This is a genomic window from Halorhodospira neutriphila, assembly GCF_016584055.1.
In the GTDB taxonomy this organism is placed as follows: Bacteria; Pseudomonadota; Gammaproteobacteria; order Nitrococcales; family Halorhodospiraceae; genus Halorhodospira; species Halorhodospira neutriphila.
In genome coordinates this window covers 24,388-35,885 of sequence record NZ_NRSH01000007.1, presented here as the reverse complement: position 1 = coordinate 35,885, position 11,498 = coordinate 24,388, and the positions used below count along the sequence as shown (strand labels likewise).

Annotated in this window: 13 protein-coding genes, 1 tRNA gene and 1 pseudogene; 2 read left to right on the top strand and 13 right to left on the bottom strand. The window is 67.8% G+C overall.

Annotation, left to right across the window (positions count from 1 at the left end; genetic code table 11):
- Nucleotides 1–120: pseudogene (locus CKO13_RS13055) on the top strand (IS30 family transposase); the annotation flags it as partial.
- A 305-nt stretch (nucleotides 121–425) separates the two neighbouring features.
- A complete protein-coding gene (locus tag CKO13_RS01640) occupies nucleotides 426–845 on the top strand; it encodes a terminase small subunit (protein ID WP_200256170.1) in 420 nt (139 codons plus the stop codon).
- A gap of 602 nt (nucleotides 846–1,447) precedes the next feature.
- On the opposite strand, the gene CKO13_RS01635 is transcribed toward CKO13_RS01640, so the two are convergent.
- The 13 genes from CKO13_RS01635 to CKO13_RS01575 all read right to left on the bottom strand — a co-directional run bounded on the left by CKO13_RS01635 (nucleotide 1,448) and on the right by CKO13_RS01575 (nucleotide 11,498).
- A tRNA-Lys gene (locus CKO13_RS01635) sits at nucleotides 1,448–1,523 on the bottom strand.
- 181 nt (nucleotides 1,524–1,704) lie between these two features.
- Nucleotides 1,705–2,727, bottom strand: coding sequence for a contractile injection system protein, VgrG/Pvc8 family (locus CKO13_RS01630; RefSeq protein WP_200256168.1), 1,023 nt, complete (start codon nucleotides 2,725–2,727; stop codon nucleotides 1,705–1,707).
- The gene (locus CKO13_RS01625) at nucleotides 2,724–3,152 is read right to left on the bottom strand and encodes a phage tail protein (RefSeq protein ID WP_200256166.1); all 429 of its coding nucleotides are present in this window, start codon (nucleotides 3,150–3,152) and stop codon (nucleotides 2,724–2,726) included. The genes CKO13_RS01630 and CKO13_RS01625 overlap by 4 nt, the downstream gene beginning before the upstream one ends.
- A gap of 11 nt (nucleotides 3,153–3,163) precedes the next feature.
- Complete coding sequence (locus CKO13_RS01620) at nucleotides 3,164–5,143, bottom strand: tape measure protein (RefSeq protein ID WP_200256164.1); 1,980 nt, start codon at nucleotides 5,141–5,143, stop codon at nucleotides 3,164–3,166.
- Nucleotides 5,140–5,253: a GpE family phage tail protein gene (locus CKO13_RS01615; RefSeq protein WP_420827049.1), complete on the bottom strand. Its 114-nt coding sequence runs from the start codon at nucleotides 5,251–5,253 to the stop codon at nucleotides 5,140–5,142. Before CKO13_RS01615 ends, CKO13_RS01620 begins: the two co-directional genes overlap by 4 nt.
- 17 nt (nucleotides 5,254–5,270) lie before the next feature.
- A complete protein-coding gene (locus tag CKO13_RS01610) occupies nucleotides 5,271–5,558 on the bottom strand; it encodes a phage tail assembly protein (RefSeq protein WP_200256162.1) in 288 nt (95 codons plus the stop codon).
- A 3-nt stretch (nucleotides 5,559–5,561) separates the two neighbouring features.
- Complete coding sequence (locus CKO13_RS01605) at nucleotides 5,562–6,074, bottom strand: phage major tail tube protein (RefSeq protein WP_200256160.1); 513 nt, start codon at nucleotides 6,072–6,074, stop codon at nucleotides 5,562–5,564.
- 12 nt (nucleotides 6,075–6,086) lie between these two features.
- Nucleotides 6,087–7,259 carry a phage tail sheath protein gene (locus CKO13_RS01600; RefSeq protein ID WP_200256158.1) on the bottom strand — a complete coding sequence of 391 codons (1,173 nt, stop codon included), beginning with the start codon at nucleotides 7,257–7,259 and terminating at the stop codon, nucleotides 6,087–6,089.
- 87 nt (nucleotides 7,260–7,346) lie between these two features.
- Nucleotides 7,347–8,372, bottom strand: coding sequence for a reverse transcriptase domain-containing protein (locus tag CKO13_RS01595; protein WP_200256156.1), 1,026 nt, complete (start codon nucleotides 8,370–8,372; stop codon nucleotides 7,347–7,349).
- A 292-nt stretch (nucleotides 8,373–8,664) separates the two neighbouring features.
- The gene (locus CKO13_RS01590) at nucleotides 8,665–9,066 is read right to left on the bottom strand and encodes a hypothetical protein (protein WP_200256154.1); all 402 of its coding nucleotides are present in this window, start codon (nucleotides 9,064–9,066) and stop codon (nucleotides 8,665–8,667) included.
- Nucleotides 9,059–10,114 (bottom strand): phage major tropism determinant, encoded by a 1,056-nt coding sequence (locus CKO13_RS01585; protein ID WP_200256152.1) that lies wholly within the window; start codon nucleotides 10,112–10,114, stop codon nucleotides 9,059–9,061. Before CKO13_RS01585 ends, CKO13_RS01590 begins: the two co-directional genes overlap by 8 nt.
- Nucleotides 10,107–10,463: a hypothetical protein gene (locus CKO13_RS01580; protein ID WP_200256149.1), complete on the bottom strand. Its 357-nt coding sequence runs from the start codon at nucleotides 10,461–10,463 to the stop codon at nucleotides 10,107–10,109. Before CKO13_RS01580 ends, CKO13_RS01585 begins: the two co-directional genes overlap by 8 nt.
- The gene (locus CKO13_RS01575) at nucleotides 10,464–11,498 is read right to left on the bottom strand and encodes a phage tail protein (RefSeq protein ID WP_200256147.1); all 1,035 of its coding nucleotides are present in this window, start codon (nucleotides 11,496–11,498) and stop codon (nucleotides 10,464–10,466) included.

Sequence of the window (11,498 nt, the reverse complement as noted above, 5' to 3'; positions counted from 1 at the left end):
AACGATATCGCCCGGCTTTTAAACCAGCGGCCGCGCAAGGCGCTGGACTTCAGAACGCCCGAGGAGGCCATGACTGAAGAGCTTCAGGCCTTCTCGAAGACTGTTGCGCTTGATTCTTGAGACCAGCGATCTGCAGATCCTTTTGTTATAGGCTTGAAACGCATATTCACCTCCTGTTGATCATGTCACGGTAGCTCTCAACCTACAACACGCAACGTGCGACAGCGCCGACACTTACGGAGAATTAACCAGGGATGCAACCCCGAGGCGTAAGGAGCCGTCAGGCATGAGTCACAATACGCAATCAATAAGGAAGAAGCCCACCGGTAAGTGCTGGCAACCTCAACAGCAGCTGTCGCTCGAAGCTGTATGGTAGCTGAGGGGCACCCCGAGTTATCAGACCACTACACGCGCGCGAGGGCAGCATGATGGATGAGCACTGGCACAAGGGGCTGACCGAGCGGCAGCGGCGTTTCTGCGAGGCGTACGCCGCCGCCGGCAACGCCACCGAGGCCGCCCGGCGGGCCGGATACCGCCGCCCCGATCCCCAGGGCGCCGAGAACCTGCGTAAGCCGGCCATCGCTCACGCCCTGGAGGCGTTGCGCCAGGAGACAACGGCCGCCGCGATCGCCGAGCGCGAGGAGCGCCAGGCGTGGTGGACGAGCATCATGCGCGGGGAGCACCGGCCGGACGGCTCAGTGCCGACGATCAGCGAGCAGCTGAGGGCCTCCGAGCTGCTGGGCAGGGCGCAGGGCGACTTTGTGGAGCGCCGGGAGATTACCGGCCGCGACGGGGGCGCCTTCGGGCCCAGTGTGTTGCTCGGCTACATGGGCTCGACCCACTGAGATAGCGAACAAGCGACAGCCCCACCCGCGCCCTCCCCTCCCGTCGGGCGCCTGCGCATTGGGACCGTGAGGGCGTCCAGCACCGCCGACGCCCTTGCGGTCACCCGCTGCAACGCATCCGAGCTGCAATAGCGCCCTCTCGAGACCACCACCAGCATCCCGCTGACGCCCTGGGGTACGAAGTTGGTACGCACCCTCAACGCGCGCGCAACACTGCAACACCCCCGACGCGCGCGGGCTGTCCCCCGTTATCAAAGGGCCGGCCCGGGGCGCAGCCGCCGTGCGCGAAGGTGAGGCACCTTGCCGCATTTTTTTACACCACTACGCGCGCGAGGGCCGCCGCCAAGAGAGGGCACGACGGGGCCCCTTGAGCCGTGAGCTGCGAGGAGGGGGGTAGCACGGCAGCGTGCCCTCAAACTGCCCACCGACACCCTGGACCGGCTGCGGGCCTACGCCCACGACCACGGCCTGACCCTGCCGAAGGCGGTGGAGGCCCTTCTGAACGACTCCGACACCCCGCCCAATGTGCGATGACTGTAGCCCCGGTGTAGCCCCGAGACTAAAAAGGGCCTACCGCCGAAGCGATAAGCCCTTGATTTTGCTGGTGGGCCGCCGAGGACTCGAACCTCGAACCTACTGATTAAGAGTCAGCTGCTCTACCACTTGAGCTAGCGGCCCATTGCTTGGGGTGAGCGGCGGGACTCGAACCCACGACCTCCGGAGCCACAATCCTAGCGTAGATCCAGGGTATTCAGTGGGTTGCGGCCCATCTGTCCAAAACCGGCGCCGCTCATCTGGTTCTGTATTCTGGCAGCACTCAGGGGCTTAGGCAACCCCGGGCGAGCGATTTTGGACACCGTCAGGGGGTGTAGGGGTACAGCTCGAGCGCCGTGGTCAGGCCGCTGCCCCGGTCGAGACGATGGGTGGAGCTGGCGACTATCCAGCTCTGGGCGACGACCTCAGCCGGCCATTCGCCCAGCAGCGTCACGGGGGTCTCGGCGCCGATCTCGGGACGGCCGATCGCTGCCTGGACGCTGAGCGAGACGCCGCCGCGCTGCAGGCGGCGCCACTCGGCCTCGGCGGCCGAGTACGCGCTGCGCTCGTTGGGGTAGATGTCCTTGAGGACGCGCAGGTTGCCGGATTCTCCTGCGAGCACATGGTGCGCGCGGGCCTCCTCGCGGTCGTACCAGCGGGCGCGGACGCCGGTGTACGACGTCGGGTTCTCGACGCGCTGGTAGCGGTGCGGCCCGCACTCATCGCGGCGCAGCGCCGCCGGCGGCATCGGCAGGCCGGAAGCGCTGACGCCGCGACCGCGGCGGACGAATAGCAAGCGACCGTTCTTCACCGTGGCGATGGCGTCGTGGTCCTCGGCCAGGCGGGTGAGCAGATGGGCATCGCTCTCTTCGGTCTGATCGATGTGCTCGAGCAGGGTGCCGCTGAGCCCCAGGCCGATGACAGGCTGTAGGCCGTGCCGGCCGGCGATGGTCGTCACCAGGGCGTCGAGGAGAATGTGGTCGTAGCTCTGCGTGCGCTGGGCCATGAGCGAGCCGGCGACGTCGGCGCTGCGGCCGCGGATGCGCAGCGTGTTCGGCGGCCCGCTGTGCTCGATCTCGGTGACGGTGTAGGTCCCCAGGTCCCGCGGCGCCGACGGCGACACGGCGCCGATGAAGGTACCGACGCCGAGGCTGGCGTCCTCCATGCCTACGGCGACGGCGATCTCGGCGCCCGCAGGCGGGATGATGACGTCTCCGGCGTCGATCTCCAGCTCGAGCTCGTCGGCGCTGAATCCGCTCTGCTGGGTGACGCTGAGGCTGGAAAGCCGCTTGTCGACGGCTGGCACCGGGATGCCTTCGACGGTGATGGACCAAGACGGCCGCCTCATAGCGCCCCGACCCCTAGGCGCATCAGTGAGCCGATGGCGTCTACGGGGCTGTCATCGGTGCGCTTGAGCGAAAGGGTGAACTCGATCTTGCGCGGCGCGCCGTTGCCGTAGAGTTCCGTCCGGGTTTCGTCGACGCGCTCGATGGCGTACAGGCCGTAGAGCGTCCCCTCGCCGTCGAGCAGGGGGTAGCTGAGGCCGAGGTCGGCCATGATGTGGAGGGCGTCGATGTTGATCCGGCCGCCGGTGATCTCCGGCGCTAGGCTGCCCGACAGGGTGACCTTGTCGTCGCCGGCGCCGGTGTACTGGTAGCTAGCCCGGCGGCCCACCCGCTCGGCCCCGGGCCAGCTCTGGTGGGTGGTGCGCTGGAACTGCTGATACGGCGCGGTGTTGAGCTGGAAGACGAATAGCCCGAGGACAGCGAGCATCAGCGCTCCTCCTATTCAGGGTCGATGAGTCGGCCGCGGCGCCGGGACTCCTGCTGGCGCATCAGGCGCTCCACTTCTTTCCGCGCCGCCTCGCCGGCTATCTGGCCCACTCGATACTCATCAGATCCTGGCGGCGCCTGGACGTGGACGTTGACCTGCGGCGATAGAGGAGCGATAGCTCCCGGCCCTGCCGTTAGTGGCTGACCGATGGGGGGCGCTCCGGGCACTCCTGGCTGCACTGGAGCGTCTCCCGCAGAGGGGGATCCGGGCGTCCAAGACACCTCAGAGAGCCGGCTGCCAAATGCTTTCGCTTCGTCCAGCCAGGTCATGATCGGCGAGACGAGCATCTTGCCCGGCCCCTCGAGTCGGCCGGCGATCTCGCCGAGCCGGCCGAACCGCCGCTCGAGCCAGTCGAAGAAGTCGCTGAACCAGCTGCGGACGTGGTCCCACTGGGTAATGACTGTGGCGGCGGCGCCGGCGATGCCGATCACCAGGGCGGCCAGCGGGTGTGCCGTGGCCAGCCGGGCGAGACCAGCGAGCAGGCCTGACGTCTGCCGGAGCCCGGCGACGAGCCCCCCGGGGCCAACCAGGTACGCTACGGCGGCGGCGATCCCGAGGGTCTGCCATGACCCTGCCCACTCCTTGAGCTGATAGGCGGTATCCTGGAGCTGTCCGCTGGTCTTGATGAGCCAGCGGCTCAGCTCCTTGGTGGTCTGGATCGCGTCGACGATGTGCTCGCCGGCCTGCTCCGCCCAGCGGTCGAGCCGGCCGTCCTCGGAGGCGCGGTTGAGCATGCGGAGCAGGGAGCGCAGGTTGCCCTTGAGCTCCTCCATCGGCCCCGACGCCGCGACCTCGTTGAGGAATCGAGTCCACTGGTCCCGGAGGTTGGAGATCATGCCGTTCCAGGTCCGGCTCCTCGCTTCCATGGCGCCGCCGAAGCGCTCGCGCCAGATCCGCGTCAGCGTCTGCCGGATCATGTCCCGGTCGTCCTTGAGGACCTGGGCCATCTGCTGGCGGCCCTGGGCGTCGGTGTAGCGGTAGGTGATGAGATCGCCGGACGTGGAGGCCTTGATCCCGAACTCTTTGAGGCGCTCGTTCTCGCCGTTAACGGCGTCGGCGATCGCCTCGACGGAGTCGATGATCCGCTTGCCCATGGCGGCGCTGGTGTCGCCCAGGGTGCGCAGGAGGCCGTTCGTCGGATCCATGCCGTAGGCGCGCAGCTTTGTGTAGGCCTCCCGGACCTCGGCTAGCTGGTACGGCGTCTTGGTGGCGAACTCGTCGACCCACTCGGAGGCTTTGCGGGCCGCCTCGGCGCTGCCTTCGATGGTCCGCAACGTGGTGATGAAGTCCTCGCGCCCCCCGGCGGCCTGCATGGCCTGGTATCCCAGGGCGCTGGTGCCGGCCGCGGCGGCGCCGCCGCCCCACGCCCCGAAGCGGGCGAGGCGGCCGATCCGGCCGCTGATCCGCTCCCACCCGGATCCGAGTGCGCTCTTGAGGCTGCTGAGCCGGCCAGCGACGCGGCGCTGGCGCTCGAGGCTCTGGGTGAGGTCCTGGGCGCGCCGGTTGAGGCGGGTTTGCTCGTCGCCGAGCTTGGCCGTGTCGACGCCCTCGTCCTGGAGGGCCTTGCGCACCTGATGGGCCTCTTTGCGCAGCTCGGTGTGCCGGCTACTGAGCTTGGAGACCCGCTTCCCGGCGGCCGCCATCTGCTTCTGCAGGGTCTTGGTGGGCCGCTCGGTGTCGCGGTACTGGCGCTTGAGCTGCGCGAGGCGCTCGTTGGCCTGGTCGAGCTGCTCGGCATGGTCGCGGATGCGCTGGTTGTAGCTCTGGAGCTGGCCGGTCTTGCGCTGCTGAGCCTGGACGCGCCGGAGCTCGTCCCGAGTGCGCTGCAGCGAGCCGGCCATCCCGCCGGAGGCCTCGCGGATGCGGCGGGCGGGCGCGGAGACCTTGTCGGCCAGCCGCGCCACCATTCGGAAGTCGAGGTTGCGGCTCATTCCTCGCCCCTGTCGCCGGAGCGCACGCGGGCGCGCTCACGCCAGTCCATGAGCTCGCCCACGGTCATCGGGGTCATCTCGGAGAGTGGCCAGTGGAATATCGTGGCCACGTCAGCGATGGCGTCCTCTATGCGGGACGGGAGTCGCTCGGCAGCAAAAAACCCACCGTCTCTTGTGCCAGCGCCATGAAGTCCGTGACGCCCAGGCCGGCCACCTCGGCATCGGTGAGGCCGGGGTCGGTGATCCGCGGCAGGAGCGTGATGAGCGCGCCGGCCTCGAGCTGGACAACGTCGACGAGGTTGAGACCTCGGAGCTCGCCGGCGGTGGGCTGGCGGAGCTGGACGGTGTCGATCTCCTGATCGCCGCGCTGGATCGGGGTGCCGAGGGTGACGGTAGCGGCTGCGGTCTTGCTCATGGTCTAGATCCCCAGTGCGTCGCGGCGCTTGGCCATGCGGTCCTCTCCGTCGACGACCTCCTTGCCGCCGACGACGTCGATCTCGATGAGGTCCTCGCCGTTCTGGACGTAGCGGTAGTAGGTCAGCGAAGCGGTGAGGCTCATCTGGTTGTCGTTGCCGGTGTTGGCGGTGCCCGGGTCGATCTCCGTAAAGCGCCCACGCATCACGACCTCGATGGTGACGTGCTCGGCCTCGGGGTCGTCGGACTCGGCCGAGCCGAGGAAGCGCATCTGCACGCCACTGGCGTCCTGGGTGCCCCAAGTCTTGAGCACGGCCGCAGCGTGCTCGCCGAGGGTGATCTCCGCCTCGAGCGCTTCGTGGCCGTGGTCGATGCGGGCCGGGCCGGTCATGCCGGCGCCGCGGTAGTCCTCGGTCTGCCGCGTGAGCGTCGGCAGTCTGACTTCCTCGGCCCGGCCGATGTAGCCCTCGCCCTCGATGAAGAGGTTGAAGTCCTTCAGCTTGCGGGGGAGCGCCATGCCCTATCCTCCTTACGCCGGCACCAGCTGGCTCAGGTAGCGGCTGGTGATGGTCTGGTAGAAGCCCAGCTGCTCCAGCGGCGGCACCGGCGTGAAGTCGTAGTCGATGGCGAGCTTGCCGGCGGAGAGCTCGCTCTCGGTGTTCTTCTCGGGGTCCACCCAGGCCTGGGCGTCCACGATGTAGCCGCGCAGGGCAAGCTGCCGGAACTTGGCGTTGGTGCCCTCGACGATGTCGCGGATGAGCTGCTTGCTCATGGGCAGGTCTATGGCCCAGGCGTGCGCCTCGGCGATCGTGTCGGCGAGGATGTCGTCGGTGCGCACGGCGCTCTCGAAAGCGTAGAGCGGGTCGTCGGCGCAGGTGCGAGACCCCCAGAATCGGAAGCCGTTGCGGCGGACGAGGGTGGTGATGTCCTCGTCGTTGAGGCGGTTGGCCACGGTGTTCGGGTTCTGGAGATCGAAGGAGACGTCGGCACTGATGCCGGTAACGCCCTCCACGGCGACGTTCGAGATCGTCTTGTGCCACCCGGTCTCTTGGTCGATGCGCGCCCGCGTCCCCAGCGCCCGGGCCACAGCCGAGAGCTCGGACGTGCTGTCAGTGGCAGAATCCCACCCCATGAAGTCGGGCCAGATGAGCATCAAGCGGCGGTCGCCGAAGTTCTCGCGATAGGTGATGACCTCGCTCTCGGTAGCGCCTACAGCGCCGGCGTAAGCGAACGCGCGCAGGTCGGCCGCGATGGGGGTCAACGCCGACGTGACCTCTTGGGAGGCGTGCCCCGGCGTCCCCAGGATGCGCGGCTTGACGCCGAGCTGAGATTCGGCGACGCGCAGTGCTTCTAGGCCTTTGTGCTTCCCGGTCGTGGAGTCGACCTCGCCGATGATGTTGGTGGTCGTCTCCGACTCGGAAGTGCCTTCAGATACCCGCACGACGACGACCGAGCAGAGAGCCTGGTCATATATGCCTTGCAGCGCTCTCGGGAGGGTGCCGGAACCGCTATCAGCGGTGTCGAGCTTCGCGGCCTTTTCGCGCGAGGCAACGAGAACCGGCGTGTCCATCGGGAAGACGTCTGAGTCGGCGTCCGGCGCGGTCCCCACGACGCCGACTATGGCTGTCGATACGGTGCGGATCGGCCGGACGCCGTCGGTCGAGGTGATGACCTTGACGCCGTGATGGTACTCGGTAGCCATGAGTGCGCTCCACGTCGCAGGATGCTGGAGCGATTATGGCGCGACGATGATGGGTGGCTCGCCCGGTGATTCGAGTATATGCGGAGGCTACTCCCTAGCCCTGTTTTGCCACTCCAACACTCGCCTCCGCCAAAAACCACGGGCATGCCCTTGAATCAGGTGAGCGCGCCAGGACTGAAGCGTGTCCCGGGCCCGGCCTGGGCTAATCTGGCCTTTCTGGACGCTCTTCTGTAGGCCGCGCATACGGCGGCGGATACGGCGTAGGGTCTGCCCCTTGACCTTCATAGACCGGGCCCACACCCGATAGCCTACGTAGGTCACGCCCTCGGCGCGCTGGATGTTGACCTTGCCGGCGCGCAGGCCAAGCGCTGCCAGCTCTCGCTCGAGCTCGCGCTGCCAATCCTTGAGCTGGGCGCGGTCAGTGCCGAGGATCAGGATGTCGTCCATGTAGCGCATGTAGTGGCGGATGCCCAGGCGGCGCTTTGCGGCCTGGTCCACCTCGTTGAGGACCAGGTTCCCGATCCACTGGCTGGGCAGGTTGCCGGTTGCCACGCCGGTCTCGTCGCCGCCGGGCTCCATGCTGTCGATGATGGCGTCGAGGACCTTCAGGGTGCGGCCGCAGGCGATGCGCTTGCGGATGACGCGCTTGGCCACGTCGTGCGGGATGGTCTGGAAGAAGCTAGCCACGTCGACGTGGAGGGCGTAGGCGGTCTCGCCCCGGCGCCGGTAGTAGCGCAGCCACTGCTGGAGGCGGCCTACGGCCTCGTAGGGGCCGCGCCCGCGCACGCAGGCGTAGGTGTCGTCGATCATGGCCCGCACCCACAGCGGCTCGCACACTCGGCAGACGGCCTGCATCACAACGCGGTCCCGATAAGGTGCGGCCGCGATTTCTCGGCGCTTGGGGTCGAAGACCCGGAAGTGGCGGTAGTCGCCTACCTGGTACATACCCCACAGCAGCTCGTTCTGGATGGCGCCGAGGTGGGTCCACAGGTCGGCGTCGAACTGCGCCACCTCCTGGTTGCGCCCCTTGCCGCGCTTGCACAGGCGGTGGGCGGCCATGAGGTTGTTCCAGTCGGCGATGTCCTCGATGAGGTGCTTGGCCTTCGCGCTCACGTCTCCTCCAGGCAAAAAAACGGCCCGGGGCTTTCGGTCTCCCTACTCGCGCCGGGCCGTCCGCTCACGGTTTGGCACCCGCGCGGGGCACCGGGACTGAGGAGCTGACCCCCTGGGGGTGCTAGGTGGCGCCGAGCCTTCGACGCCCTCTCGCTATGGTGGTCACTGGCGCCGCGCGCGGCCGTGTTGCCGTTCGAGTTCCACGGATTGGCGTTCCAGTTGACAGTGCGCGCGCCGCAGCGCACGCCGTTGTCGAAGTTGCCGCCGCCGTTCGCGCCGCGCCTAAACCTCCTCAGCCCCTTTGCTTCACCCGCTCCCGCCAGGCGCCGACCATGGCTTTCAGCTCGTAGAAGGTGCCGCCGCGGTCGCGGTCGTCGTCCTCGGCCGGCGGCCGGGAGAGCCGGCCCGCCACCTGCGGCCGGATCAGTCCCTGCCGGGCCAGCATGGCCAACCGCCACTCCACCTTGCGCACCTGCTCGTAGAGCCGGTAGACCTTCGAGGGCTGGCCGGAGCTGGCGGCTTCGATGATGCGGTCGATAAGCTCCCGCAGTTGCGCCTCCAGGTCGGCCGCCGCCCGGTAGCGGTGGCTCCTGGGGATCCGCTGGATGGGCCCGGCCAGCTCCAGGTACAGCTCCTCCGCCTTCTGCTGGAGCTTCAGGCCCCGGCCACCCTGCCGGGTGGCCGGATCAGGCACCGCGCTTCAGGGGGTCACTGGCGCCGCGCGCGGCCGTGAGGCCGTACGAGAGCCACGGACGGGCGCCCCAGTAGACAGTGCGCGCGCCGCAGCGCACGCCGTCGTCGAAGCGGCCGCCGCCGTGCGCGCCGCGCCAAGCGCCGTGATTGACCTCGCCCCGGTCGTAGCTTCCTTCTTCGCCCACTCCGTCGACGACCGAGGAGTCCCAGCCGTTCGAAGTGCTCGTATCGAACTCGTCATTCAGCCAGTCCCACAGGTTCCCCACCGCATCGCAGATGTTGTAGACGGAGACCGCCTTCTCCACGGTGCCGGTCTCGGTGGGGCCGCCGTTGCTGGTGGAGCTCCACGCGAGGTCGTTGTCCCCATCGTTCCCCTGGGGCGCGCCCCGGGCGTACTTGCGGAACAGCTTGGCGGTGGGGGACCACATGCCGGCATTATCCAGCAGCTCGGGGAGGTCGTCCCGGGAGTAGGTATCGTCCTTGATCGGCTGCACGCCGTACTTGCTCACCGGCACCATGTCCAGGCCCGTGCCGCTGCCGGGGGAAAGCTGGTAGATGCTGATCCAGATGCCGGACGGCAGCTCCGCCATGCCGTAGGGCGAAGCGATGGGCCGGTGATCATGGTCCCAGACGCTGTTGGGGACCAGCTTGATAGCCGGGACGTAGGACGTGTCGTACTTCTTGTCGAGGGGGCGCACGCGGCCATAGTGGAAACCGGCGATGCGCCGGGATTCCGTGGTCGAGTAGCCATCGGGGGCGGTGGTGTTGAGGCTGGCTACCAGGGAGGCGAAGCCCGAGTCATGCGGCACCGCGAAGATGGTCACGTCATCGCCGATAGAGAGCCCGCCGGCGAGGGTCCCGTCGTGGTTGTCGGCGGCCGTGGGGTCCCAATCGATGCGCTCGCGCAGGAAGTATCCCTGGCCGATGCCGCCGATATTCACCGCCATCGCGGGGAGGTCGACCGCATGGTCGCCGGTGCCGGGCTCCACCCGGCCCTCGATCTCGAAGTGGCTCGGCGAAGCCGCTGCGGCAGCAATCAGCTTACCCATTGATCATGCCCTCCAGCTCGGAAATCGCGTCCTCCACTTCCTGGACCGTGAAGCCGGTCCGGGTCAGCGCACTCGGGTCGCGCTCGGTACGCACGAACTGCTGTCGTCGTACGTCCCCGGTCTCCTCGTCCTCGACCTCGCGGACCAGGTACTCGGGCTCGCTGCCGTCCGGGTCCTCGCCGTCATCCAGCACCCGGTCCGGGGCGTAGTAGTGCCGCCCCTCAAGCATCCCAGCCCAGTGCTCGCGCAGCCGCTGCATATCCCGGTGGCGCAGCTCGCCGTTGCGGGCCAGCTCCTGGCAGCGCTCGTAGTCGGCGCGGGTGTTCAGGTCTGCGGGAACCCCTCGCATCTAGACCTCCTCCAGCATCATGACTCCATCGACGATGGCGATCCGATATCGCTCCCCGGTCTCACGATCCTTGTAGGGAGTGACATCGCCGTCCGGGGTCCAAGTGGTTCCGTCGACGGTGCCATCGGCCGCGGTGGCCACATAAAGCACCGGCGTCGCGCCGGACGTATCCCAGGCGACCTCGTATAGGCGCTCGGCGGCCAGGGTGCCGTTGGGGTCGCCATCGCTCTCGCGGCGCTGTGTGTCAGCGCGGATCCCCAGCAGCAGAGCTTCATCGCCATGGGCCACGCCCACCTCAACCGGGTAAGCCGGCCGGGTGGTAGTCAGGGCGCCGGCGGTATCCGCGCTGAGATAGTAGGTGGCGCCGGCAGTGAGGCCGGTCAGCACCCCCTCAACCAATCCGCCGGAGTAGACGCGGCCGTTCACTGCGTCGGCCAGCCCTACAGGCCGGGAAGCGGCAGTGCCGTCGGCGATGGCGAGCTTGTGCTCGCCGGCGGCGTGATCCCAGTATACGGCGTCTCCGGTGCTGACATCGGAGGCGAGCTTGGCGCCGGTGATGTAGTCGGCCCGGGCTTCGCGCTGAACGAGCTCGCGGGTAGCCAGGACTACCGACGCATCGACCTTGAGGGTGACGGCGTCGGTGTCCGACACCTCGGTGATGAACCTGACGGTCTGGGTGCGGCTGCTTCCTTCGTCGAGGACAGGCTTGTAGGTCTCGGGGTAGTTGCCGTAGGCGATCATATCGCCATCGGCATCGAAGATGCCCACCTCCCGGATGGTCCATCCGCCTACATCCGGCGGCAGCACCTGCTCGACGACGATCCAGCTAGGATTGTCCGGGTCGGTCTGGCTGGAGTTGATCGCGGCTCGGCGGACCTCATGGATCAAGGCCTCGTAGCTAGAATCCGGGGTCGGCAGAGATCCGCCTCCGTCACCCACGGCCAGATCCGTGATCTCGATGGTATCGCCGACAGCGACGGCGTTAGCGATCTTGTTCTGCCCGATGTCGGTCAGGACGGTGTAGAAGGTCGACAT